25 protein-coding genes are annotated in these 24,579 nt (G+C 66.3%); 14 read left to right on the forward strand and 11 right to left on the reverse strand.

Annotated elements, in window-relative coordinates; genetic code table 11:
- Window positions 1-11 precede the first annotated feature (11 nt).
- The 4 genes from EJC49_RS05205 (at window position 12) to EJC49_RS05220 (ending at window position 2,594) form a co-directional block, all read left to right on the forward strand.
- Window positions 12-251 (forward strand): DUF982 domain-containing protein, encoded by a 240-nt coding sequence (locus EJC49_RS05205; RefSeq protein ID WP_126698406.1) that lies wholly within the window; start codon window positions 12-14, stop codon window positions 249-251.
- A gap of 123 nt (window positions 252-374) precedes the next feature.
- Complete coding sequence (locus EJC49_RS05210) at window positions 375-728, forward strand: hypothetical protein (protein ID WP_245453272.1); 354 nt, start codon at window positions 375-377, stop codon at window positions 726-728.
- 44 nt (window positions 729-772) lie between these two features.
- Window positions 773-1,504, forward strand: a complete 732-nt coding sequence (locus EJC49_RS05215) for an endonuclease/exonuclease/phosphatase family protein (RefSeq protein WP_245453273.1) — start codon at window positions 773-775, stop codon at window positions 1,502-1,504.
- Window positions 1,505-1,607: 103 nt separating this feature from the next.
- Window positions 1,608-2,594: a lysylphosphatidylglycerol synthase domain-containing protein gene (locus EJC49_RS05220; RefSeq protein ID WP_245453274.1), complete on the forward strand. Its 987-nt coding sequence runs from the start codon at window positions 1,608-1,610 to the stop codon at window positions 2,592-2,594.
- A gap of 39 nt (window positions 2,595-2,633) precedes the next feature.
- Here EJC49_RS05220 and EJC49_RS05225 read toward each other — a convergent pair whose 3' ends face one another.
- Entirely contained in the window at window positions 2,634-4,178 is a 1,545-nt protein-coding gene (locus tag EJC49_RS05225; protein WP_126698408.1) for a phospholipase D-like domain-containing protein, read from the reverse strand.
- A gap of 171 nt (window positions 4,179-4,349) precedes the next feature.
- On the opposite strand from EJC49_RS05225, the gene EJC49_RS05230 reads away from it, so the two are divergent.
- From EJC49_RS05230 to ligD, 4 genes are all read left to right on the forward strand, one after another.
- Complete coding sequence (locus EJC49_RS05230) at window positions 4,350-4,538, forward strand: DUF3008 family protein (RefSeq protein WP_126698409.1); 189 nt, start codon at window positions 4,350-4,352, stop codon at window positions 4,536-4,538.
- A 172-nt stretch (window positions 4,539-4,710) separates the two neighbouring features.
- On the forward strand, window positions 4,711-5,280 hold the full coding sequence (locus EJC49_RS05235) for a DNA-3-methyladenine glycosylase (protein WP_245453275.1): 570 nt from the start codon (window positions 4,711-4,713) through the stop codon (window positions 5,278-5,280).
- A gap of 67 nt (window positions 5,281-5,347) precedes the next feature.
- On the forward strand, window positions 5,348-6,208 hold the full coding sequence (ku, locus tag EJC49_RS05240; protein ID WP_126698411.1) for a non-homologous end joining protein Ku: 861 nt from the start codon (window positions 5,348-5,350) through the stop codon (window positions 6,206-6,208).
- Window position 6,209: 1 nt separating this feature from the next.
- On the forward strand, window positions 6,210-8,792 hold the full coding sequence (gene ligD, locus EJC49_RS05245; protein WP_126698412.1) for a DNA ligase D: 2,583 nt from the start codon (window positions 6,210-6,212) through the stop codon (window positions 8,790-8,792).
- Window positions 8,793-8,837: 45 nt separating this feature from the next.
- Here ligD and ku (EJC49_RS05250) read toward each other — a convergent pair whose 3' ends face one another.
- Window positions 8,838-9,653 carry a non-homologous end joining protein Ku gene (gene ku, locus EJC49_RS05250; RefSeq protein ID WP_126698413.1) on the reverse strand — a complete coding sequence of 272 codons (816 nt, stop codon included), beginning with the start codon at window positions 9,651-9,653 and terminating at the stop codon, window positions 8,838-8,840.
- An 84-nt stretch (window positions 9,654-9,737) separates the two neighbouring features.
- The gene (locus EJC49_RS05255) at window positions 9,738-10,712 is read right to left on the reverse strand and encodes an adenosine deaminase (protein ID WP_126698414.1); all 975 of its coding nucleotides are present in this window, start codon (window positions 10,710-10,712) and stop codon (window positions 9,738-9,740) included.
- A 109-nt stretch (window positions 10,713-10,821) separates the two neighbouring features.
- Between EJC49_RS05255 and ubiE the strand changes: the two genes are divergently transcribed.
- The 5 genes from ubiE to coaBC all read left to right on the forward strand — a co-directional run bounded on the left by ubiE (window position 10,822) and on the right by coaBC (window position 15,165).
- A complete protein-coding gene (gene ubiE, locus EJC49_RS05260; RefSeq protein WP_126698415.1) occupies window positions 10,822-11,598 on the forward strand; it encodes a bifunctional demethylmenaquinone methyltransferase/2-methoxy-6-polyprenyl-1,4-benzoquinol methylase UbiE in 777 nt (258 codons plus the stop codon).
- A gap of 13 nt (window positions 11,599-11,611) precedes the next feature.
- On the forward strand, window positions 11,612-13,180 hold the full coding sequence (gene ubiB / locus EJC49_RS05265) for a 2-polyprenylphenol 6-hydroxylase (RefSeq protein WP_126698416.1): 1,569 nt from the start codon (window positions 11,612-11,614) through the stop codon (window positions 13,178-13,180).
- An 83-nt stretch (window positions 13,181-13,263) separates the two neighbouring features.
- Window positions 13,264-13,533 (forward strand): FitA-like ribbon-helix-helix domain-containing protein, encoded by a 270-nt coding sequence (locus EJC49_RS05270; protein ID WP_126698417.1) that lies wholly within the window; start codon window positions 13,264-13,266, stop codon window positions 13,531-13,533.
- Window positions 13,530-13,928, forward strand: coding sequence for a type II toxin-antitoxin system VapC family toxin (locus EJC49_RS05275; protein WP_280959998.1), 399 nt, complete (start codon window positions 13,530-13,532; stop codon window positions 13,926-13,928). Before EJC49_RS05270 ends, EJC49_RS05275 begins: the two co-directional genes overlap by 4 nt.
- A 10-nt stretch (window positions 13,929-13,938) precedes the next feature.
- Window positions 13,939-15,165: a bifunctional phosphopantothenoylcysteine decarboxylase/phosphopantothenate--cysteine ligase CoaBC gene (gene coaBC / locus EJC49_RS05280; RefSeq protein ID WP_126698418.1), complete on the forward strand. Its 1,227-nt coding sequence runs from the start codon at window positions 13,939-13,941 to the stop codon at window positions 15,163-15,165.
- A gap of 47 nt (window positions 15,166-15,212) precedes the next feature.
- On the opposite strand, the gene EJC49_RS05285 is transcribed toward coaBC, so the two are convergent.
- From EJC49_RS05285 to EJC49_RS05295, 3 genes are all read right to left on the reverse strand, one after another.
- On the reverse strand, window positions 15,213-16,073 hold the full coding sequence (locus tag EJC49_RS05285) for a C40 family peptidase (protein ID WP_126698419.1): 861 nt from the start codon (window positions 16,071-16,073) through the stop codon (window positions 15,213-15,215).
- Window positions 16,070-16,423, reverse strand: coding sequence for a MarR family transcriptional regulator (locus EJC49_RS05290; RefSeq protein ID WP_126698420.1), 354 nt, complete (start codon window positions 16,421-16,423; stop codon window positions 16,070-16,072). The genes EJC49_RS05285 and EJC49_RS05290 overlap by 4 nt, the downstream gene beginning before the upstream one ends.
- A gap of 67 nt (window positions 16,424-16,490) precedes the next feature.
- Window positions 16,491-17,867: a leucyl aminopeptidase family protein gene (locus EJC49_RS05295; RefSeq protein WP_126698421.1), complete on the reverse strand. Its 1,377-nt coding sequence runs from the start codon at window positions 17,865-17,867 to the stop codon at window positions 16,491-16,493.
- 126 nt (window positions 17,868-17,993) lie between these two features.
- Between EJC49_RS05295 and EJC49_RS05300 the strand changes: the two genes are divergently transcribed.
- Window positions 17,994-18,809 (forward strand): tetratricopeptide repeat protein, encoded by an 816-nt coding sequence (locus tag EJC49_RS05300; protein WP_126698422.1) that lies wholly within the window; start codon window positions 17,994-17,996, stop codon window positions 18,807-18,809.
- A gap of 133 nt (window positions 18,810-18,942) precedes the next feature.
- On the opposite strand, the gene EJC49_RS05305 is transcribed toward EJC49_RS05300, so the two are convergent.
- The 5 genes from EJC49_RS05305 to EJC49_RS05325 are packed head-to-tail and all read right to left on the reverse strand — an operon-like array spanning window position 18,943 to window position 24,570.
- On the reverse strand, window positions 18,943-19,962 hold the full coding sequence (locus tag EJC49_RS05305) for a type II secretion system F family protein (RefSeq protein WP_126698423.1): 1,020 nt from the start codon (window positions 19,960-19,962) through the stop codon (window positions 18,943-18,945).
- 18 nt (window positions 19,963-19,980) lie between these two features.
- The gene (locus tag EJC49_RS05310) at window positions 19,981-20,994 is read right to left on the reverse strand and encodes a type II secretion system F family protein (RefSeq protein WP_126698424.1); all 1,014 of its coding nucleotides are present in this window, start codon (window positions 20,992-20,994) and stop codon (window positions 19,981-19,983) included.
- A 24-nt stretch (window positions 20,995-21,018) separates the two neighbouring features.
- Window positions 21,019-22,512, reverse strand: coding sequence for a TadA family conjugal transfer-associated ATPase (locus EJC49_RS05315; protein ID WP_126698425.1), 1,494 nt, complete (start codon window positions 22,510-22,512; stop codon window positions 21,019-21,021).
- A gap of 27 nt (window positions 22,513-22,539) precedes the next feature.
- Complete coding sequence (locus EJC49_RS05320; protein WP_126698426.1) at window positions 22,540-23,826, reverse strand: CpaE/TadZ family protein; 1,287 nt, start codon at window positions 23,824-23,826, stop codon at window positions 22,540-22,542.
- A gap of 24 nt (window positions 23,827-23,850) precedes the next feature.
- A complete protein-coding gene (locus tag EJC49_RS05325; RefSeq protein WP_126698427.1) occupies window positions 23,851-24,570 on the reverse strand; it encodes a CpaD family pilus assembly protein in 720 nt (239 codons plus the stop codon).
- Window positions 24,571-24,579 lie beyond the last annotated feature (9 nt).

Here is a 24,579-nt window from a genome sequence, read left to right on the forward strand (position 1 = left end):
GCGCAAAGCTGATGGCAATCGAATTCGACCAGCCGGTCCGACTGTCGTTGCCTGACGGATCCGTTTCGGTCGGCAACGCGAGAGAAGCGTTCGATGTGCTGTCGAACCCAAGCTGGCCGGAGCGCGGCATCGAGCATCAGCAGGCGATCGACGCCGCGCTGAAGGTGATCGACGGGCATCGCTCCGCCGTCGATGCCCGGGACGGGCTGATACGCGCGGCCCGGCAAGCCGGAACCTTGGCAGAGGACTAGCGCGTGTCGCGTCCAATCCGGTTCATCCCGCACCTTCGGACGTTTCACGCCCGCCCGCACCTCGCGGCATGTCCCCGCTGGTCGTACGTCGTTTAGGCCAGCGAACCCCAGAGGAGAAAAGCCATGACCCTCGTTCGAACGTTGATGGCAAGCGGCACTGTGCTTGCCATGCTCGCCCTTTCCCCTGCACATGCCCAGCAGGCGCCGGCGCCCGAGGCACCTGCGACAACGCCTGACCTGGGCGCCGAGGACGATCCCTGCGAGATCGCTCCCGGCGGCGATGCACAGGCCGCATTACCGGGTGGTGTCGAGAGGCCCGGCGCCGACCAGTTGGACGAATCCCTCTCGGCGACCCTCGACCGTTGCGGCGGCGTTCTCGCTCCTCCCGACGTTGGTGATCCTGGAATGGTCGAACCGGCGCCCGACGAGGGCACGACGCCGGTCATTCCCCCTTCGGCCGTTCCGGACCAGGAATGACCCGACCGGCCGTGCATTCAGAATTCGTGAGTCGGCTCCGGGTCGTGACCTACAACGTTCACCGCTGTGTCGGCGTCGATGGCAAGCTGTCACCCGGCCGCATTGCCGAAGTGATCGCGGAGACCGGAGCCGACGTGGTCGCCCTCCAGGAACTCGACGTTCGTCGCGCGCGAAGTGGCGGGGTCGACCAGGCCGAAGCCATCGCCCGCGAACTGGGGATGGGCAACATCCATTTCCATCCGGCGTTGAAGGTGATGGAAGAAGAATATGGCGACGCGATCATCACCGCTTTGCCATCGACGGTGATCAAGGCCGGCGCGCTGCCCGGCGTCGAACGCCGGCCGCAGATCGAACCGCGCGGCGCGATCTGGACCCGGATCGAACTGGATGGCGCGCCGGTGGACGTGGTCAACACCCATTTCGGCTTGCGCCGTTGGGAGCGGCGCGCGCAGGCGCGCTGCCTGCTTGGATCCGAATGGCTGGGGCGGGCCGACCCGACCGTGCCGATGGTGCTGGCCGGCGACTTCAATTCCTTCCCGCGCGGTACGGTGTGCGGAATGATACGCCAGCATCTGCGCGACGCCCACCAACTGGGCTCGCCAAAGCGGCGGCGTCCACGCCGGACCTTCCCTTCAAACTTTCCCGTGTTCCGCATCGACCACATCTTCATCAGCCGGCAGATATCGGTCGTTTCGGCCGATACCCATCGCAGCCTGCTCAGCCGTGCGGCCTCCGACCATCTGCCCCTCGTCGCCGACTTGACGATCGACCGGTAGACTTCGCTCCTGCCCTCGCGGCGGGGGCAAATGCCGATTTTCGCCGGAGGCGGGATCACGGCGGGCGTTGGGACGTTGATCCGCTTTCAATGCGAGCACGCCCTTGACCGACACGTCCGCACCGACCTTTTCGCAAGCATCCGACGACACGCTCCCCGCGACGCAACCCGCCCGCAAGAAGCGGTTCAGGTTGCGCTGGACCACCTGGATCGCGCTCGCAGCCGTCATCCTCGCCGGAACGCTGCTGTATCGGACCCTGTCCGGCTACAGTCTCGACGAGATCGTTTCCTCCATCCGGAGCGTCCCGGCTGCACGCCTGGGAGCCGCGGCGGCATTCATGGCGGCCAGCTATCTCACGCTGACGCTGTTCGACTATCTGGGTCTTCGCTATGCCGGGCACCGGCTGCCCTGGCGAAGGGCGGCGCTGGCCTCCTTCACCGCGCTGTCGCTGGGCCACTCGATCGGCTTTGCCGGCATCTCCAGCGGCGCGATCCGCTATCGCTTCTATGCGCGGTGGGGGCTCAATGTTGAAGACGTGGCCAAGGTGGTCCTGTTCTCGGGTCTGACCGTGGCGCTCGGTCTGATGTCGCTCGGCGGCATCGCGCTCCTGATCCACCCGGGCGGCGCGGCGGAACTGACGGGGCTCGCCAGCGCCACGGTGCTGGCGGCCGGGCTGGGGCTGCTTTTGCTCGTCGCGGGCTATCTCGCCGCATCCGCCTTCGTCACACGGCCTCTCACCATCCGCACATGGACTTTTCGCATGCCCGCTCTGAAGCTGGCGCTTGCCCAGGTGGGCGTCGGCGCGCTGAACTTCGCGCTGGTGGCGGCATGCCTGCATCAGGCGATCGCCGGCTTCGCGGCGGTTCCCTATATGAGCGTGGCCACGGCCTACGTCACGGCCAACACGGCGGCGTTGATGGCTCACGTTCCAGGTGGCCTCGGCGTCATCGAGGCCACCGTGCTGCACATGATACCAGGTGCAAACCTGATCGGCGCAGTGCTGATTTTTCGCTTCGTCTACTTCCTCGTGCCCCTGCCGATCGGCGTGGCGAGCCTCGTCGCCTCGGAGTACCTGGTCAGGCGCCGGTGACGCCGCGCCTCCGGCCTGCCGTCGACGGGCAAAGCCGGTTCAACGGACGCGTTTGCGCTTGCGCTCGCGCCAGAAACGATCCCACAGCCGCAGGATGCGGTAGGGCCGGACGGGGTCGAGGAGCCGGGTCCCCGGCACGGGCGTCGATGGTCCCTCGTCGGACATGGCCTCGAAGGGCATCAGACGCTGTCGGCCGCCGCCGAGAGCTTCGATCGCTGCGACCAGCGAACCGCGGCGTTCGATCTCCAGGGCCAGACGCTCCGGGGCGACCCCGATGTGCTCGCCGATGAGCCGGTCGCGAACCCGTCCGACGGCGCGCGCCTCCGCCCCGTTCCTGGCTTCGACGGCGACGTCGCATTCGGTGTCGAGCTCGATCGACCGATTGTTGAGGTTGGAAGAGCCGACCCGCAGGAAGCGGTCGTCCACCACGATCACCTTCGAATGAACGAAGACCTGCGTTTCCTCGTCGTCATCCCAAACCGCGGGATAGAGAATGCGAAGGCGGCCGTACCGGTCGGCCTTGCGCAACCGGCGGATCAGCCGGTCGCGGTTCGTACCCATGACCCATTTCTCGACGATGCCGTGGCACTCGTGCGCCATCACCACCACGATCTCCGGGCCGTCAAGCGCCTTCAGACGGCTCTCCAGGACGGCGCCCAGCAGCGCGGAGGTCATGTACTGCGCCTCGATGTAGATCGTGTCGCGGGCGCTTTCGATGGCGTCGATGGTCAGGTCGGCTGCCTCCCGCACGGGTTCGGTGTCGAGATAATCCGGCAAGGTGCGCGCCACCGCCACGTCGACGTCGACGAAGTCGGGCTCCAGCCCGTCCGGCCAATGGTCACGGGGGCAGTCGCAGTCGAGCGGCGCGCCGCCACCCGTGGCGTTGCGCCAGCGGTCCTTGGCCACCTCGGCCAGCGCACAGGCGGCATCGCCGTCCACCAGCATCTGCACGTCGTGGACCGCGGGGTAGGACTTGCCGTCGGGATCGACCCGGAGCGGATCATGCGCCAGGTGCGGCGTGCGGTCCCAGCGCCCGACCGTCAAATCCATGCCGCCGGAGAAGGCCAGGCAGTCGTCGATGGTGACGATCTTCTGGTGATGGGCGGCATAGATGGGATGATAGGTGTCGAGCTTGACGGAGATGCGCGGGTGCTCCTGCCATTCGGCGCCGAACAGCATTTCACGGGTGGAGCCCGGCGTGTGAATGATCGACTCGCTCCAGACGAGGATGCTCACCTCCAGTTCGGGGTTGGCTTCCACCTGGGCGCGCAGAAGCTGGCCGAGTGGCGGCGATTCAGCTTCGGGGCCATCGGGGCGCAGGCGGATGCGCCCATCGAAATCCCAACCGAGGACGACGATGGAGCGGGTCGCCTTTCGGATCGCGTTCTCCAGCGCGGCGAAATACTCCGCGCCGTCGACCAGCACCGACCCGCGTCTGGCGCGGGCGACCTTCCAGCAGTTCCGGCCGGCGCGTACGATGGGACCGCCCCGCAGCACGGTACTGCGACGATCGCTCACGACAGCGCCCGGGACCTCCAGTCCACCGGGGATGACACGCAAACTGGCCTGACTGGCTGGGGGCATGCTGCAAGACTCCTGAAAACACTGCGTGAAAACACTGCGTGAAAACGCCGCCGGACCGGGCCGGTTCCGAATCGCCCGCCACCGCTCGCCGAACCTTTCGCGCGGCCATTCGTTTGCGACCTGGGTGGACGGCGTCCCGTCCGCCTCGGTCCGGCGAGAGGAGTTGCGACCATGCCAGCCAAATCCAAGGCGCAGCAGAAGGCGGCAGGCGCCGCACTTTCGGCCAAGCGCGGCGACACGAAGAAGAGCGAACTGAAGGGCGCCTCCAGGAGCATGGAGAAATCCATGTCCGAGAAGGAACTGTCCGCGATGGCGTCGACGACGCGCAAGGGAAAGCCGGAGCACAAGTCGGACAGCTGAAAATCGACGAGGGTTCCCGCCCTCGAAGAAAGCGGAAGCAGTGTGGAGCGGTTCGGCCTTGGTCGGCGGAGCCTGCGCCATGGCACCTCGTTTTCAGGGCGCGCGTCGGGTGCTATCGACCGAACAGGGGCGACGGGGGCGGCTGTCGCCTCGCGAGGCCGGAGGTTCGACGGTGAGGGAACAATGTCATCCGGCGGACTTTCTCGATCGGCCGGCAGTCGAGGTCGCGCGCGCGCTGATTGGCGCCGTCCTCACGCATGACGGCGTGGGTGGGATCGTGGTCGAGACCGAGGCCTATGAGGCCGACGATCCGGCGTCCCACAGCTTCTCGGGTCCCACGGCGCGCAACGCGGCGATGTTCGGTCCGCCGGGCCACGCCTATGTCTATCGTTCCTATGGCATCCACTGGTGCTTCAACGTTGTGTGCCGGCCGGGCTCGGCCGTGCTGGTGCGGGCGCTCGAACCGACGGCCGGAATTCCGGCCATGGTTCGGAGACGGTCGATGGAAGACGTCCGGTCGTTGTGTTCCGGCCCCGGCAAGCTCTGCCAGGCGCTGGCGATCAGCGATGCGCAGAACGGCATGCCGATCGGCCGGGGCGCGTTGCGGCTATTCCTCCCGCCGACGTCGCCCACGGTGGTCGCCGGGCGGCGGATCGGGATTTCCAAGGCGGTCGACAGGCCCTGGCGTTTCGGACTCGCCGGCTCGCGCTTCCTGTCGAAGCCGCTGCGCCCTGGGGAGTAGCGGGTTTCCCGGACGGAACCTCCGTACAGAGCCGGCGTTCTGTCCGGTCGACGAGAAGGGAAGCGCCGTGGCGACGAGAGCCGTCTGGAAAGGCCATCTGCAGATCGCGGAACTGAGTTGCGGCGTCGCGCTCTACGCAGCCGCGTCCACGTCCGAGCGCGTGTCCTTCAACATCCTCAACCGCAAGACCGGAAACCGCGTGCAGCGCCAGTATGTCGACGGCGAAACCGGCAAGCCGGTGGAGCGCGACGATCAGGTGAAGGGCTACGAACTCGGTTCGGGAGAGCATGTCATCCTCGAGCCCGACGAAATCGCACAGGCCGTGCCACAGGGCGACAAGACGCTGCGGATCGAGGCTTTCCTCACCTGCGCCGACATCGAAACCGTCTATTTCGACAAGCCCTACTACCTCGCGCCGGCCGACAAGGTGTCTGAGACCGCGTTCGCCGTGATCCGCGAAGGCATGCGTGCGAAGAACGTGGCGGCGGTCGCACAAGCCGTGCTGTTCCGGCGCGTGCGCACGGTGCTGATCAGGGCGCAGGGCCCCGGCCTGATCGCGAACACGCTCAACTTCGACTATGAGGTGCGCTCGGCGCGCGAGGCCTTCTCCAAGGTGCCCGACATCGGGATCAAGGGCGAGATGCTGGACCTCGCCAAGCACATCATCGAGACGAAGCGGGGCAAATTCCACCCGTCGGACTATGCCGACCGCTACGACACGGCGCTCGCCGAACTGGTAAAGGCCAAGATCGAAGGCCGGGCGATCAAGCCCGCCAAGCCAAGGCCCCAGGGCAAGGTGGTCGACCTGATGGAGGCGCTGCGGCGCAGCGCGGAAGCCAGCGGAGCCAAGGCCAAGCCATCGAAATCCCGCAAGCCGGCATCCAAGCGCTCGTCCGATGGAGCGTCGCCCCGCAAGAAGGCGGGCTGACATGGCGCTCGAAAGCTACCACCAGAAGCGCGACTTCAAGAAAACCACCGAACCCAAGGGATCGCCCGGAAAGAAGGCTGGCGGCCGGTCTTTCGTCATCCAGAAGCACGCGGCCCGCCGGCTGCATTATGATTTCCGCATCGAGGTCGACGGCGTGTTGCGCAGCTGGGCCGTCACGCGAGGGCCGAGCCTCGTGCCCGGCGAGAAGCGGCTTGCCGTCCATGTCGAGGATCATCCGCTGGAGTACGGGGACTTCGAAGGCACGATCCCGAAAGGCGAGTATGGCGGCGGCGCCGTCATCGTCTGGGACCGCGGCACCTGGTCGCCGGTCGGCGACGCCGATCGAGGGTACAAGAAGGGCCACCTCGAGTTCGCGCTCGAAGGGGAGAAACTGGGCGGGCGCTGGCATCTCGTGCGCATGGCCGGAAAGCCGCGCGAGAAGCGGGAAAACTGGCTGCTGATCAAGAGCGACGACGAATTCGCGCGCGGAAACGACGAACCCGACATCCTGCAGGAGCGGCCTGAATCGGTGAAGTCCGGGCGCGATGTCGCCGACCTGGAGGGCGAAGCGCCCGGGTGGTCCTCGAAGACCGGCAGGATCGACAAGACGCCGGCGGCAAACACGGCACCGCGAAAACGTGTCGCCAGGGAAAAGTCCACCGCGAGGAAACCCAGCGCTGCCGCAGCGTCGGTCAGGGGCAGCCGCAAGGCGTCGATGCCGGGCTTCATCGAACCACAGCTCGCGACCTTGCGGGCCGAGGCACCGTCCGGCGATCGCTGGATCCACGAGATCAAGTTCGACGGATATCGCCTTCAGGCGCATATCTCGGAGGGCAAGGCCAGGCTCCTGACCCGCAGCGGGCTCGACTGGACGGACCGGTTCGGCACGGCGGTCGCGAAGGCGCTTGCCTCGCTGCCGATGGAGGCGGCCATCATCGACGGCGAGCTGACCGTCGAAGGCGGCAACGGGGCTTCGGATTTCTCAGCCCTGCAGGCCGACCTGTCCGAAGGCCGGTCGGATCGCTTCGTCTTCTACGCCTTCGACCTGATGCATCTCGACGGCCGCGACCTGACGGGTGCCGCGCTCGTCGATCGAAAGGCGGAACTCGCCCGCCTGCTCGCCGGCTCTCCGTCCGCGCTGCGCTACAGCGAGCATTTCGACGAGGATGGCGAGATGATACTGCGCCATGCATGTCGGCTCAGTCTCGAGGGCGTCATTTCCAAGCTGCGCGACGGCCCCTACCGACCGGGTCGAGGCCGCGACTGGATCAAGTCGAAATGCGCCGAACGGCAGGAACTCGTCATCGCCGGCTACACACCCTCCTCGACTTCGGACAAGGCGATCGGCTCGCTGGTGCTCGGTCACTATGTCGGCGACGATCTCGTCCATGCCGGACGCGTCGGGACAGGCTTCTCGCGCAAGGTTGCCGAGGACCTTTACGCCAGGCTCGAGCCTCTGGCTCGCGAGAAATCGCCATTCGCCACGACGCTCTCGGCCGAGGCGCGCCGCAACGTGCGTTTCGTCGAGCCCGGGCTGGTTGCCGAGGTCGAGTTTCGCAGCTGGACCGGCGACGGCGTCCTGCGCCACGCGTCGTTCCGGGGCCTGCGCGAGGACAAGGCCGCCAAGACGATCACGCGCGAGGATGGCGGTTCGAAGAAGGGCAGCGGCGCCCTGCCGCGCTGGACGGTGAAGCTCACGCATCCGGATCGCATCTACTGGAAGGATGCGGGCGTGACCAAGCAGGGCCTGGCTGAATACTACAGCGAGGCCTGGCGGTTCATCGCGCCCCATGTGGTGCATCGCCCGCTGGCACTGCTGCGGTGCCCGGGCGGCGTCGGCGGCCAGTGCTTCTTCCAGAAACACGCGTGGAAGGGCATGAACGGAAAGATCCTCACGCTGCACGACCAGAAGGACAAGTCCGGCGAGCCGATCGTCGGCATCGACGGCTTCGACGGGCTGATCGGGCTCGTCCAAGGCGGCGTGCTGGAGATCCATCCCTGGCAGGCCCCGTTCGACGATCTGGAGAAACCGGACCAGATCGTCATGGACCTCGACCCCGGCGAGGGGGTGACCTGGGACGAGATCGTGGCGGCGGCGCGGGAGGTGCGCGAGCGGATGGAAGCGGAGGGCCTGGCCTGCTTTCTCAAGACGTCAGGAGGCAAGGGCCTGCATGTCGTGAGCCCGCTGGAACCACGGGCCGGGTGGGAAGCGGTCAAGGGTTTTGCCAAGCGCATCGCCGACGAAATGTCGGCTGACAGCCCGGATCGCTTCGTCGCGACCGTTTCCAAGGCGAAACGGAAGGGCAAGATCCTCATCGACTATTTGCGCAACGGTCGCGGCGCGACCGCCGTGGCGCCCTATTCGACTCGCGCCCGTGATGGCGCACCGGTGTCGATGCCCATCGGTTGGGAGGAACTCGGGCCGGACATCGGGCCTGCCACCTTCACCGTCACGAATGCCGCGGCGCGGCTGGCCAATCTCTCCGCCGATCCGTGGGAGAATTTCCGCAAGGCGGCGGCACCCATCGGCGGCCCTGAAAAACCAACCAGACGAACCGCCCGCAAAGTGAGAAAACCGGCTTGAGACGCTGCGGACACGATCAGGAAGCGCCGGCTCTCCGGCGATCGCTCACTTCGCCTTGCCGCTCTTCTTTTCCTGCTCGACGCTGCGACGCAACGCATCCATGATCGAGACCACGTTGTCCGGCGTCGGCGGAGGCTCTTCCGCCGGGGCTCGGGTTTTCGCAGGCTTCCTTTTCTTGCGCTTGGCCTCGATGATGTCCAGCAGCCTTGCCTGGACGGGGTCCTCCACCATCGATGGATCCCAATCCTTGGTGCGCTCGTCGATGAGCGCCTTTACCAGTTTCACGACGCGCGCCTCGGGTTTCGCGTCCTCCACATCCTCGAAGTAATCATCGGCTGCGCGCACCTCGTCGCCAAAGCGCAGGGTCCAGGCGAGGATGCCCTTTCCGGCAGCTTCCAGCATCACCGCGCGCTCACGCCTGAACAGCACCACGCGTGCAATGCCCACCATCCCGGTGGCCCGCATGGCGTCGCGGATGACGGCGAAGGCCTCCTCACCCACCTTGTCGTCGGGCATGAGGAAGTAGGGTTTGTCGTGCCAGATCCAGCCAATGGAATCGCGCGGCACGAAGGTTTCGATGTCGATGGTGTGGGTGCTTTCGAGTGCAATGGAGTCCAGTTCATCGTCCTCGATGACGACAAACTGGTCCTCGCCGCTGGCAAATCCGTGCACCTGATCCTCGTCGCGAACCGGCTTGCCCGTCTGCGCGTCGACATAGTGATTGCGGATGCGGTTGCCGGTCTTGCGATTGATCGAGTGGAAACGGACCTTCTCGCTGTCGGTGGTGGCAGGCGTCATCGCCACCGGGCATGTCACCAGCGACAGCTTCAGATAGCCCTTCCAGAAGCTGCGCGGCGCCATCCCGTCAAACCCTTGCTGCGGATTTCCAGCAGCGAGAACGTGACCGGGCCAAGTGCGTTCCGTGGACTCGTGTCGCCTTGCGCCTCAGCGCCGCCCACCGTCGAGCCGGGCCAGCAGCGCCGACTTCGTTTTCCTGTCGACGAAGGCGGCTTCGACGGCGGTGCGGGTGATGGCCGTCAGCGCCTTGTCGTCAAGGCCGAAATGGGTTCGTGCCTCGTCATACTCCCGCTTCAGCGTGGTCCAGAAATGGGGCGGGTCGTCGGAATTGAGCGTGACCTTGCAGCCGGCCGCGCGGAGCTTCGGGAAGGGATGATCGGCGAAGCTGGGGAAGACCTTCAGCGCGACGTTGGAGCAGGGGCAGCATTCGAGAACCACGCCCTCGGCGGCGATGCGCCTCACCAGGTCGGGGTTTTCGATCGCGCGCACGCCGTGGCCGATGCGGGACGGACGGAAATGATCGAGCGCCGACTGGACGCTTTCCCATCCGGAAAGCTCGCCGGCATGGACGGTGATCCCCAGCCCGGCCTCGCGGGCGATCTCGAAGGCGCGGACATAATCTTCCGGGTCGCCGTAGCGCTCTTCGCCCGCCATGCCGAAGCCGGTGACCAGCGGCTCTCCGCAACGCGCGGCGAAGCGGGCAGCCGCCTCGACCGATTCGACGCCGAAATGCCGCACGCCGGTCACGATCATGCGGCTTTCGATACCGGTCTTGGCCTTGGCGCGGCGCATGCCTTCCGCAAGGCCGGCCGTGTAGGCCGACGGCGACAGGCCCGCTCGGTCGGCGTGATCGGGAGAGGTGAAGAACTCGGAATAGATGCAGCCGTCGCGCGCGAGGCTCGACAGGTAGGTTTCCGCCAACAGCGCATAGTCGCGCTCGGTACGAAACAGAGCAGCGGCGCCGTCATAGGCAATCAGAAAGCCAGTGAAATCATCCCAGACATATCTGCCGTCGCGGATGAAGCCCGAGACGTCGGCGCCGTACTTCGCGGCCTGCTTCATGACCAGCTCGGGCGACGCCGCGCCCTCGATATGGCAGTGGATTTCGGCCTTCAGGACCATATGTCTTCCCCGAATCGCTCGTCCCAGGCGCGGCGGTTCACCACGTTCCTGAAGAATAGCGCCCGTCCACGCCATCGGCTATGGTCCGGCCACCCAATTGGATCGAGAAATGCCCGAACACAGAACGACCGCCCAAGGCGGCATGGAACAGTCCTTCGGCTTCCGCACGGTGGACGCCGGCACCAAGCAGCCGCTGGTGGACGAGGTCTTCCACAAGGTGGCCAAGCGCTACGACCTGATGAACGACATCATGTCGGCCGGCATGCACCGGGTGTGGAAGGACGCGATGGTGAGCGCTCTCAATCCGCCCAAGCGGGCGGGCTGGACGTCGCTCGACGTGGCCGGCGGCACCGGCGACATCGCCTTCCGGATCGTGGAGGCGTCGCAGCGCAAAGCGCATGTCACCGTGCTCGACATCAACGGATCGATGCTTTCGGTCGGGCGGGAGCGGGCGGAGAAGCGCGGCCTCCTCGACAATCTAGACTTCGTAGAGGCCAATGCCGAGGCACTGCCCTTCGACGACGAGCGCTTCGACGCCTACACGATCGCCTTCGGCATCCGCAACGTGCCGCGCATCGACGTCGCACTCGCCGAGGCCTGGCGGGTGCTGAAGCCTGGCGGACGATTCCTCTGCCTCGAATTCTCGGAGGTGGAGATGCCACTGCTTGACCGCGCCTACGAGGCCTGGTCGTTCAACGCCATACCGGCGATCGGCAAGATGGTGGCTGGCGACGGCGAGCCCTATCGCTACCTGGTGGAATCGATCGCCAAGTTTCCCAAACAGGCCGATTTCGCCGCGATGATCGAACGGGCAGGCTTCGAACGGGTGACGTTCCGCAACTTCACCGGCGGGATCGCTGCGCTGCATTCCGGCTGGAAGCTGTGAGGGCTCACCACCGATGAGCACACCAGCCGCCTATTTCCGGCTCGTCAGGGCCGGCTGGATCATGGTTCGCGAAGGCGTGGTGGCCGCGCTGCCCGGCGACCAGCTTTCGGGCCTGCCCAAGCTCGGCTGGCGCATCGGCACGATGCTGGCCCGCCGCCGCGTGGCGGGGCGCGACCGATCGGAGCGCTTCGCCAAGGCGGCGACCCGGCTGGGGCCTTCCTACGTCAAGCTCGGCCAGTTCCTGGCGACCCGGCCCGACGTGGTTGGAACCGAGGTGGCGCTCGACCTCGCCAATCTCCAGGACCGGATGGACACGTTTCCCCGGGCGGAGGCCGTCTCGGCGATCGTGGGTTCGCTCGGGCGGCCTCTCGACGACCTCTACGAGAGCTTCGGCGAGCCGGTCGCGGCAGCCTCGATCGCGCAGGTCCATTCCGCCACGCTGCCGGGCTCCGGCAAGCGGGTGGCCGTGAAGGTGATCCGGCCAGGGGTCCGGCGCAGCTTTCTCAACGACCTCGACAGCTATTTCGCGGCGGCGCACCTGCAGGAACGCTTCATACCCGCGACCCGCCGGCTTCGCCCGGTGCAGGTGACCGAGACGCTGGCGCAGACGACCAAGATCGAGATGGACCTGCGGCTGGAAGCGGCGGCGCTGTCGGAAATCGGCGAGAACACGCGCGAGGATCCCGGCTTCCGCGTCCCCAGCGTCGATTGGGAGCGCACCGGTCGCGACGTACTGACGCTGGAATGGATCGACGGCGTGAAGATGTCCGATATCCATGGCCTGCGCGCGGCCGGCCACGACCTGCCCGCGCTGGCGGCCAACCTGATCCAGAATTTCCTTCGCCACACGCTGCGCGATGGCTTCTTCCACGGCGACATGCATCCCGGCAATCTGTTCGTAGAGGCCGATGGAACCATCGTTGCAGTCGATTTCGGCATCACCGGTCGGCTGGGCAAGAAGGAGCGGCGATTCCTCGCCGAGATCCTCTACGGCTTCATCATGCGCGACTACCGACGCGTCGCCGAAGTCCATTTCGAGGCGGGCTACGTGCCGGCCAAGCACGACGTGGCGGCCTTCGCTCAGGCGATCCGCGCCATCGGCGAGCCGATCCACGGCCAGCCGGCCGAGACGATCTCCATGGCCAAGCTCCTGACGCTGCTGTTCGAGGTCACGGAGCTCTTCGACATGGCGGCGAGGCCGGAACTGGTGCTCTTGCAGAAGACCATGGTGGTGGTGGAGGGCGTCGCGCGCGCGCTCGACCCGCATTTCAACATGTGGAAGACCTCCGAACCGGTCGTCGGGTCCTGGATCGCCGCCAATCTCGGGCCTCGCGGGATGCTCACCGACGCGCGCGACGGGATCAACGCGGTGGTCTCGCTCGCCCGCCAGGCACCCGAGCTCGCCGCCCGCACCGAGCGCCTGTCGCGCGAGATCGACGCCATGGCCGAGAACGGCCTGCGCTTCGATGCGGAGACGGCGAAGGCGATCGGCAAGGCGGAGGCGCGGTACAGCCGCTCCGGCCGGGTGGCGTTGTGGGTGATAGCGCTGGCGCTGGTGTGGATCGCGATGGAGCCGGGGTGATTGCATTGACTGCAATGCTGGCAGTGCTGGCATTGCGGTTGGCCCGAGTTCACGCTATCTCTTGCGCAGACTGGAGACGTCGAATGGCCACGGTAACCGTAAGAAAGCTCGATGACGAGGTCATACGCGACCTGCGCCTCAGCGCGGCGGAGCGAGGTGTCTCCATGGAGCAGGAGGCACGCGACCGTTTGAAACGTCCGCTCCCCCGTCAGGAGCCCGAGGACCCCGGCAAGCCGAAATGGCATTTGAAGGCGTCCATGGAAGAAATACTTGCGCTCGGCCGCAAACCGGAAAAGCCGATCGATCATAAAGCCGAGTCGGACGCGCTCTACGACTATCTGGATGAAAAGTGATCGTCGTCGACACCTCCGCCCTGATCGCCATTCTCCGGGAGGAATCGGATGCCGCATCAATCGTAGAAGCACTGGGAAACGCGGATAGAAGACTGATCAGTGCCGGCACCATGCTCGAAGCCGGACTCGTTACAGCTCATAGAGGGAACGAACATACCCGATTGCTGCAACTCGTCGAACGCGCGACGCTGGAAGTCGTCGCGACCAGCGAAGCCGAAGTCCACGCCGGAATCCTGGCCGCCCGCCGCTTTGGCCGAGGGTCGGGCCACCCGGCCAATCTCAATTTCGGCGACTGCTTCTCTTATGCGCTGGCCAAGACCCGCAAGCTGCCCCTGCTTTTCAAGGGCGACGATTTCATCCATACCGACATCGAACCGGCACTGACGCCGGGATGACGGCTCGCGCATGACCCTTTCCGACAGACGCATCCTGCTCATCATCGGCGGCGGCATCGCCGCCTACAAGTGCCTCGACCTGATCCGCCGCCTGCGCGAGCGCGGCGCCAGGGTGCGTTGCGTGATGACAGCTGCCGCGCAGGAATTTGTCACGCCGCTTTCGGTCGGCGCGCTCACCGCCGACCATGTGTTCACCGACCTCTTCGACCGGCAGGACGAGCACGATGTCGGCCACATCCGCCTGTCGCGCGAGGCCGACCTGATCGTGGTGGCGCCGGCCACCGCCGACCTGATGGCGAAGATGGCGCATGGCCACGCCAGCGACCTTGCATCGACCGTGCTGATGGCGACCGACAAGCGCGTGCTGGTGGCGCCCGCGATGAACCCGCGCATGTGGAACCACCCCGCCACCGTCCGCAACCGCGCGACGCTCGAGGCCGACGGGATCGCCTTCGTCGGTCCGGGCAGGGGCGAGATGGCGGAGAGCGGCGAGGCGGGCGAAGGCCGCATGGCCGAGCCGCTGGAGATCGTTGCCGCGGTCGAGACGCTGCTGGACGAGCGGCCGAAGCCGCTGGCTGGAAAACGCATCGTTGTGACGTCGGGCCCGACGCACGAGCCGATCGACCCGGTGCGCTACATCGCCAACCGTTCCTCCGGCAAGCAGGGCCACGCGATCGCGGCGGCACTCGCTGCGCTTGGCGCCAGGGTGACGCTCGTGTCCGGGCCGGTGACGATCGCCGATCCGCACGGCGTCGAGACCCTGCATGTCGAGACCGCCCGGCAGATGCTGGCGGCGGTGGAGGCGGCGCTTCCGGCCGATGCCGCAATCTTCGTGGCGGCGGTCGCCGACTGGCGTACGGCGGGAGAGGCTGGCGAGAAGATCAAGAAGGTCGCTGGCGAAGCCCCCCCTGCCCTGCGAATGGTGGAGAATCCCGACATTCTGGCGACCATCGGCCACTCCCCGCAGCGGCCGGGCCTGGTGGTCGGCTTTGCGGCGGAAACGCAAAACCTAGCCGAGAATGCGCGCGCCAAGCTCGACAGGAAGGGCGCTGACCTGATCGTGGCCAACGACGTGTCGCATGGCTCGGGGATCGGCCCGTCCGGCGTGATGGGCGGCGACCGCAACCGGGTGCGCATCGTCTCGCGGGATGGCATAGAGGACTGGCCCGAGATGACCAAGGCCGAGGTTGCCAAGAGGCTGGCCGCGCTGGTTGCCGGCAGGCTGACGGGCGGCTGAGCCCGTGCGGTCGGCCTCGATTCTGCGCGATCGCGCCGGCGCTCCCGTCAGGGCCGCCTGAAGCCGGTCGGCTGTCCGTAAAGATATCCTATGCGCGCTATGGCTGCGGAAAGCGGCTCCCGCGACACCGACATCGAATGTCCGTTGGCGTGGAGGAGCGCGTCAGGGCCGGTGACGATGGCCACGTGGCCCTGCCAGAAGACGAGATCGCCGCGTTGCAGCGCGGCGGGTTCCGTGGCCGGATCGAGAGCCTCGCCCAAGCCCGCCGCCTGCATGTCGGAATCGCGCGGTACCGCGCGTCCCGCCATGCGCATGGCAAGCTGGACGAGGCCGGAACAATCGATGCCGAAGGCAGAAGCGCCGCCCCATAGGTACGGCGTGTGCTCGAGCGTCTCGGCGACCGCCACCCAGTCGGTTGCCGGTTCGGAGAGCGGACGCAGATGCGTAGCGACGGCTGCCTGCCCCGAGGCGAGCAAGGCATAGAGCGTTCCGCGGGACTCTGTCTCGCCGACCACCTCGACGACCGATCCCATCGACAGAACCTCGTCCCGGGGCTTCTTCATGTCCGGCTCGCGATAGAGGAACGTGCGCGGCGCGAACACGACATGGGTTGGCGCTCGTTCAAGCTCGCCGAGCCCGCCTGCCTCGACGTAGCCGACATAGCCGTCTTCTGCGGCTTGCACCCAGGCGAGCCCGTCTCGTTGGTCGAAGACGGCAACGGGGGCCCCGAGCAGAAGCTGCGTGTTGAGGCCCGAGTCACGCGAGGGGCCGGCCAGCATGTCGAGCACGGGACGGTTCACGCGCATCGGCTTGCCGTCGACGAAGCGCTCGGCATCGACGCGGCCCTTCAGCCGCGCGTCGGCGAGGTCGGGGCGATAGGCATGCAGGCGCTTGTCGAGGCTGGTCATGGAGCGGTGAGTTCCTTTGCGCAGACGATGACGACGTCGCCGAATCGTTCGACGAAAAGCGCGCCCTCGACAGTCCTTTTGACCAGAACGTTGCGCTTGTCATTCTCGTCGCGATGCCGCGAAACCAGTTTCAGCGCCCCCATCTTGTCGAGTGCGCGGGTGATCACCGGCTTCGAAACGTTCAGGCGCGAGGCAAGACCGCGCACAGTATGGGGCGGCGGATCGAGGTAGATCGTCAGCAGGATCGCTGTCTGGCGCATCGACAGGTCCGGTCGGCCCGCGCGGACTTCCGCAAGGGCAACGTCCTGCCACAAGCGCAAGGCCTCCCCAGGCCTCAGATGAACCGCCATTCCGCGCGTCCTCTACCCCTCGGGCAACCTATCATTCCCGGCGGCGCGAAGGCCAGTGTGCTTCGCCTCAGCTGCCGTATCGCGCCGTCAGCAGATGTTCCAGCGCCCGGATCGCCTGCGCCTCGCCGCCGGCCGGACCATGGGCCCGTGGCGCGGGATTCCAGGCGAAGATGTCGAAGTGGCTCCACGCCTTGGCCTTTTCGACGAAGCGCTGCAGGAACAGGGCCGCCGTGATCGAACCGGCGAAGCCGTCGCTGGTGACGTTGTTCATGTCCGCCACCTTCGAAGCGAGCTTCTCGTCATAGGGGGCCCAGAGCGGCAGGCGCCAGACGGGATCTCCGGCCTGCGCGGCCGCCGAGGCGATCTCCGCCGCCAGCCCGTCGTCGCCGGTGTAGAAGGGGGCTATGTCGGGGCCGACCGCGACGCGTGCCGCACCCGTCAGCGTCGCCATGTCGATCATCAGCTCCGGCGCCTCCTCGTCGGCCAGCGCCAGCGCGTCGGCCAGCACCAGCCGGCCCTCGGCATCCGTATTGCCGATCTCGACTGTCGGTCCCTTGCGGCTCTTCAGCACGTCTCCGGGGCGAAACGCATTGCCCGCGATCGAGTTTTCCACGGCCGGGATCAAGACGCGCAGGCGAACGGCGAGCCCCGCGGCCATGACCATGTCGGCAAGGCCAAGCACGTTCGCCGCACCGCCCATGTCTTTCTTCATCAGCAGCATGCCGCTCGAAGGCTTGATATCGAGTCCGCCGGTGTCGAAGCAGACGCCCTTGCCGACCAGTGTCACCCTGGGCGCGTCCGGCGGCCCCCATTGCATGTCGATCAGGCGTGGCGCGTCCGTGGATGCGCGGCCGACGGCGTGGATCATCGGGAAGTTCCTCGCCAGGAGGTCGTCGCCGACGATCGTCTCGATCGATGCGCCGTGTTTCCGGGCCAGGGCACGCGCGGCCTGCTCCAGCGCGGCGGGGCCAAGGTCGTTGGTCGGGGTGTTGACCAGATCACGTGTCAGGAACACCGCCTCCGCGATGCGTCGGGCGCGGGCGCCGTCAGCGCCATCCGGCGCGACGATCCGCAGTGCGTTCCCGGGCTTGCCGGCATAGCGGGTGAAGCGATAGCCGCCGAGCAAGAGCCCCACCGCTGCCTGGGTGGGATTGGCGATCGTGGCCGCAAAATGCCAGTCACCTTCCGGCAGGTCGCGCGCCAGGGCCCCCGTGGCCAGTCGCGCGAACCCGTTGTCCTTTTCCGGCACACCGAAGAGGGCCCCGGCAACCGCTCCGTCCGCATCGGGAACGACGAGGACGCGGCCGGGCTGGCCCGAAAAATCGTTCGCCTTCGCCCAGGCCAGCGCCGCAGCCGCCAGGCCCGCCTCGTCCAGCCGCCCCTTCGTCACCGGATGGATGGGCTTCGATGTCGCGCTTCTGGCATCGGTAAGTTCGACGGGCATCAGGCGGTCTCCTGCGCTGCATGCGCGAACCGACGTGCGGGGCGCGCTTAACCAACCGTTAGGGTTAACGGAATATTTCTTTCCCCGATTGGCGCCGCAAGCGGCGCGAGCGACGGAGAAGGCGGCATGATGACCAATCGCGATCGGAACGCAACCGTTGGCCTTTGGCGCACGGCGGCCCTCGGATTGGTCCTCGCGGCGATCTTGAGCGGATGCGCCAATTCGCGCATGACCACCGGCTCCGTCAATCGCCCCTCGGGCAAGCCGGTGGCGGAGATGTCGGCCGGCGAACTGTCCAGCGCCGCCGACCAGTTGGGCAAGGGCTACACCCGGAACCCGGCCGACAAGGCGACCGGTCTGCGCTACGCTGAGGTGCTTCAGATGGGTGGGCGCACAGACCAGTCTCTGGCGGTCATGCGCAAGCTGGCGATCGAACATCCGGCCGATCGCCAGGTTCTGGCGGCCTACGGCAAGGCGCTCGCCGCCGCGGGCCAGCTCGAGCCGGCGCTCGACGCCGTCCGCCGTGCCCAAACTCCGGAATATCCGGACTGGAAGCTGCTTTCGGCCGAGGGCGCGATCCTCGACCAGCTCGGCAAGTCCGGTGACGCGCGCGCCCTCTATCGCCGCGCCCTGGACATGAAACCCAACGAACCGACCATCCTGTCCAATCTCGGAATGTCGTTCCTGCTCGAGGGCGACCTGCGCGGCGCCGAGACCTACATGCGCTCGGCCGCAAGCGCGCCCGGCGCCGACAGCCGCGTCCGCCAGAACCTTGCACTGGTGGTCGGACTGCAGGGCCGTTTCGAGGAAGCCGAGAAGCTCGCCCGCCAGGAACTCTCGCCCGATCAGGCCGAAGCCAATGTCGCCTATCTCCGCTCGATGCTCGCCCAGCAGAATGCCTGGAACGACCTGAAGCGGGACGAAAAGAAGAAAGCCAACTGATCCTTCTGCATCCGCTCTTCGCAAAACGACGGTGGCCGGCGCGAGCGCCGGCCACCGTCGTTCTGGATCAGGCCTGTCTGCCCGAAGAGGGCTGTTCGGCGACCCGTTTTATCGGACGGACTTTCGGCCCGGCCTATTCGGACGAACTCGATTCCTTCTTGTCGCCGAACACGCCCTGCTCGCTGAACTGCATGATCGCCGGGCCGAGGATGACCGCGAAGAGGACCGGCAGGAAGAACAGGATCATCGGCACCGTCAGCTTCGGCGGCAGCGCGGCGGCCTTCTTCTCGGCCTCGTTCATCCGCATCTCGCGGCTTTCCTGTGCGAGCACCCGCAGCGCATGCGCCAGCGGCGTGCCGTATCGTTCGGCCTGAATGAGCGCCTGCGTGACGCTCTTGACCGTGTCGAGTCCGGTGCGGTTCGACAGGTTCTCGTAGGCCATGCGCCGTTCCTGGAGGAAGGAGAGCTCGGCGTTGGTGAGAACCAGTTCCTCGGCGAGTTCTACCGACTGGGCGCCAATCTCCTCGGCGACACGGCGGAAGGCGGCCTCGATTGCCATGCCCGACTCCACGCAGATCAGCATCAGGTCGAGTGCGTCGGGCCAGGCTCTCTGGATACTCTGCTTGCGCTTGGTGGCCTGGTTGTTGACGTAGACGACGGGCGCATAGAAGCCGGCATAGGCACAGACCACCACCACGAAGCCCTTGATGAACAAAGGTTGCTCGGGCAGCGAATTGAGCACGAAGACGTAGATGGTTCCAAGGAACAGTCCCACGAACGGCAGGACCAGCCGGAAGAACAGAAACTTGGTGAGCGGATTCTGGCCGCGGAAGCCGGCCATCTTCAGCTTCGCCAGCGTGGATTCGTCGGCCAGGGCGCGCTTCAGGTCCAGGCGCTCGACGATACTCCGCATGCCATGGGACTGTTCCTCGCGAAGCCCCTTGCGGCGGCGTTCGGCGTCGGCCGCCAGCCGGGCGCGCTGCTTGGCGCGCAATTCGTCGCGCTCAAGCGCCACGGTCTTCATGCGCGTCTTCAGGTCGCTGCTGCCGAAGGCGGGAATGACCGTGAAGACGGTCGCAAAGACGGCCACCGCCACGAGCAGGGCAATGAGGAAGGTCGGGTCGAAGATCGCCTTGGCGACTTGTTCGGACATGCGTGGCCTCCCGGGCGATCAGACCTCGAAATTCATCATCTTCTTCATCACGAAGATTCCGATCGCCATCCAGATCAGCGAGACGCCGAGGACGATGTGACCGGTGCTCGTGACGAAGAGCGGCATGATGTAGTTCGGGCTGGAGAGATAGACGAGAAAGGCGACGATGAAGGGCAGCGCGCCGATGATGGCGGCCGAGGCCTTCGCCTCCATGGAGAGAGCCTGGACCTTGGCCTTCATGCGCTTGCGATCGCGCAGCACGCGCGAAAGGTTGCCGAGGGCTTCCGAAAGGTTGCCGCCCGCCTGCGCCTGGATCTGGATGACGATGCCGAAGAACGCCGCTTCCGGGCACGGCATCGTGTCGGTCATGCGCAATGCGGCCTCCGGCGTGGACATGCCGATCTGCTGGGCTTCGACCATGCGGCGGAACTCGGTCCGCACCGGCTCGCGCGATTCGTTGGCGATCAGCCGGATGCCGTCGTTGATCGGAAGCCCCGACTTGACCGCGCGCACGATGATGTCGAGCGCGTTGGGCAGCTCGTCGAGAAAAGCCTTGATCCGTCTCGCCTTGATGAAGGTGATGACCCAGCGTGGCAACCCGATCCCGCCGGCGAGCGCCGCGGCGGGGACCGCCCAGAGCGGTGCGCCGCCCAGCAGCGCCAGTACCGCAAAAACCAGGCCCGATATGGCTGAGAACAGGTAGAAGCGCTCGATCGGCAGGGTGATGCCGGCCTGCTTGATCTGCAGCTTGAGGGGAGGTTTCCGCATGTTGCGGTCCTTCACCTTCTGCTTCGCGTCGAGATCGTTCAGTGAATCCTGCACCGACTTGCGCCGCTTGGCGGCTTCGGCCAATCGGTCGCGCGACGCCTTGACGACCGCGCGGTCCGTCTCCGCCTTCTTGATGGTCTCGAGCCGCTTGCCCGCCTTCTTCTCGCTGGCGATCCTGTCGAACATGAAGACATAGGCCACCGCGCCGGCCGACAGGCCAGCCAGCAGGATCATCGCGAGGACGGTGGCATCGAGCCCGAACATGCCGCTACGCTCCCGTTTCGATCATCAGCCGGCCTGCTTTTCCATCGACTCGAGGGCCGTGGCGAGACGCGCTTCCTCGTTGTAGTAGCGCGCCCTGTCCCAGAAACGCGGCCTCCCGACGCCGGTGGAGACGTGCTTGCCGATCAGCTTGCCCTGCGGGTCTTCGCCCATGATGTTGTAGAGCACGAGATCCTGCGTGATGATCACGTCGCCCTCCATGCCGAGCACTTCGGTCACATGGGTGATGCGCCGCGACCCGTCGCGCAGACGGGCGGCCTGGATGATGATGTCGACGGAGCCGACGATGATCTCGCGAACGGTCTTCTGCGGAAGGGTGAAACCGCCCATGGCGATCATGGATTCGATGCGGTTCAGGCATTCGCGGGGCGAGTTCGAGTGGATCGTGCCCATCGACCCGTCGTGACCGGTGTTCATTGCCTGCAGAAGATCGAAGACCTCCGGTCCGCGCACCTCGCCGACGATGATGCGCTCCGGGCGCATGCGCAGGCAGTTCTTCACGAGGTCGGTCATGGTGATCTGGCCCTCGCCCTCGAGGTTCGGCGGGCGGGTTTCCAGGCGCACCACGTGCGGCTGCTGCAGTTGCAGCTCGGCCGAATCCTCGCAGGTGATGATGCGTTCGTCGCGATCGATGTAGTTGGTCAGGCAGTTGAGCAGCGTCGTCTTGCCCGAGCCGGTGCCCCCGGAGATGACGACATTGCAGCGGACCCGGCCGATGATCTTCAGAACCTCGGCGCCTTCTGGGGAGATCGCACCGAACCGGACGAGCTGATCGAGGGTCAGCTTGTCCTTCTTGAACTTGCGGATGGTCAGCGCGGCGCCGTCGATGGCGAGCGGCGGAGCAATGACGTTGACGCGCGAGCCGTCCGGCAGGCGGGCGTCGCAGATCGGGCTGGATTCGTCGACGCGACGGCCGACCTGGCTCACGATGCGCTGGCAGATGTTGAGGAGCTGCTGGTTGTCGCGGAAGCGAATGCCGGTCTGTTCGACCTTGCCGGCGACTTCGATGTAGACGTTCTTGGACCCGTTCACCATGATGTCGGCGATGTCATCGCGCGCCAGCAGCGGTTCGAGGGGGCCGTAGCCCAGGACGTCGTTGCAGATGTCCTCCAGCAGTTCTTCCTGCTCGGAGATCGTCATCGCGAAGTTCTTGATCGCGATGATGTCGTTGACGATGTCGCGGATTTCCTCGCGCGCGTTGTCCGGCTCGAGCTTGGCCAGTTGAGACAGGTCGATCGTGTCTATGAGCGCCGAAAAGACCTGGCTCTTGGTGTCGTAATAGCTTTCGCCGCGCTCGCGCGGCGCAGCGGGCTTCTTCGGCTCGGCAACCATCGGCGGTGAATCGAGGTTTCGACGACCGGCTTCGCCCTGCCGCGGCGCACCCGTCGACGGCGTCGGTGACGCCGGCCGTTCCGCGACGGCGGTCGACGACGTCGGCGCGGCGCCGCGAAACTCGGGCACCGTCCTGTTGCCGCCGTCGCCGCCTCTTTTTCCAAACATGACCAGGATACCAGTTTCGGTTGCGGACTACTTCTTCTTGGATCTGAGCTTGTCGAGAATGCCCGAAAGGCCCGGCTTGGCGCGCGTCTTGATCTCGCTTCGGCCGGTCACGATGTGCGCGATCTCCGAGATCGTCTTCACGATGGCATGCTGGGCATCCATTTCAGCGAGCATGCGCCCGTTGTTGGACGCGTTTCCGAAGAATTGCGGTTCGAAGGGGATGATCGCCAGGGGCGTCAGGCCGAGCGGTTCGGTGAAATCGCCAGGCGAGATCTCCGGCCGCTTCGGCACGCCGGCCTGGTTGATGATCAGATGCGGCGGCCTGTCGTTCGGTCGCAGCTTTCGCAGCGTGTCGACCAGGTTCTTCGTGTTGCGCAGGTTGGCCAGTTCCGGTGTGGCGGTGATGACGATCTCGTCGGCCTCGACCAGGGTGTTGCGCGTCCATCCGGTCCAGACATGCGGAACGTCGAGCACCAGCAGCGGTGCGCTGCGTTGGGCGGTGTCGATGATCTGCGCGAAAGCGTCGGTATCGAAGTCGTAGACCCGGTCGAGCGTCGACGGCGCCGCGAGCAGAGACAGGTGTTCCGCGCACTGGGCCAAAAGTCGGTCGAGGTAGACCTCGTCGATTCGCTCGGGCGCGAACACCGCCTCGGCGATGCCCTGCGCGGGATCCTGGTCGAAATTCATGTTGGCGGTGCCGAACGCCAGATCGAGATCGGCCACCACGACCTCGGTGCTGAACGCCGTGGACATGGTCCACGCCACGTTGTGGGCGATCGTCGACGAACCGACGCCACCCTTGGCGCCGATGAAGGCAATGGTCTTGCCGAGCGGCTCGGACTCCGGATTGACGAAGATCTGCGCGATGTTGCCGATGACGTCCGCGAGCGAGACCGGCGCGACGACATATTCGGAGATGCCGAAACGCAGCAGTTCGCGGTACAGCCAGACGTCGTTGTAATGGCCGATGATGACGACTTTCGTCGACGGATCGCAGACCTCGGCGAGCCGCTCCAGCGAGTGCAGCAGTTCCTTCGGTTCCGCGCGAGACTCCAGGATGATCAGGTTGGGTGTCGGCGACGTCGCATAATGGGCGAGCGCTCCCTCCAGTCCGCCCATGGCAACCCGCAGGTGGGCCTTGGACATGCGCCGGTCGTCGGCGGCACGTTCGATCGGCCTGGCGACGCTTTCGGTTTCGCAGAAGGCATGGATCGAGATCCGCGGAATCGGGCGCAGGGAGTTGAGCCGCGCGATGTCCTCGGCGGAGGCGCCGCCGGCCTCCGTCGGATCGGTATCGTAGGCAAGGTTGCTCATCTCGTGCGGTCCCGTGTCGGCGGATCAGTAGTTGACTTCGGAGGTCTGCCTGAAGCTTCTGGAGACTTCGCGGTTCTTGTATTCGTCGAGCGCGTCGCCGCGGTTCTCGGCGTCGATGTCGCCCGGCGCGCGAGGCCCGAGCAGGTCGGCCGGATTTGCGATCTGCGCCGCCAGGTTGTTCTGGTAGGCACAGCCGAAATTCGCGTAGTGCTTGTTCTCGGTCGTCTTCAGCAGGTCGTCAGGCCAGCGGCCGCACGGGCCGGTGCTGGCCTTCATGCGCCGGTAGGACAGGCGGATCGGCGGGCTTGCCTCGGGCGAACCGGCTTCGTACGGCATCGCATGCACTCGACCGCCCGACACGCCGGCGCGGTTGATGTGCCGCGCGATGTCGGCGGCGACCAGGCTGGCGGCGGCCGCGTTTGCCGTTCCCGTCGGATAGAGGATCGTGATCGGCGCGCCCGCGCTCGGGTCGTAATGCGCCATGTAGCCATTGAGGGCGACGCGCTGCACCTGCGACATCGCATGGTCGCTGGTGCCGACGGGCAGGTCGATCTTTTCTTCCTGCTCGGCGACGGTGATCGGATGATTGGTGCGGTAGTCGTCCGGTACCGAGCCGACCGTGATCGAATCGCGCCGGGCGCAACCGGCCAGCAGGGCCGCCGCGACGGTGGTCAGGAGGATCGCGCGGGCCGCGGAGCGGTACCGCCGGCGGCCCGCATGGTCATGGTTCTGAGCGCTGCACATCAGGTCCGT

Source organism: Aquibium carbonis, assembly GCF_003970795.1.
Lineage (GTDB): Bacteria > Pseudomonadota > Alphaproteobacteria > Rhizobiales > Rhizobiaceae > Aquibium > Aquibium carbonis.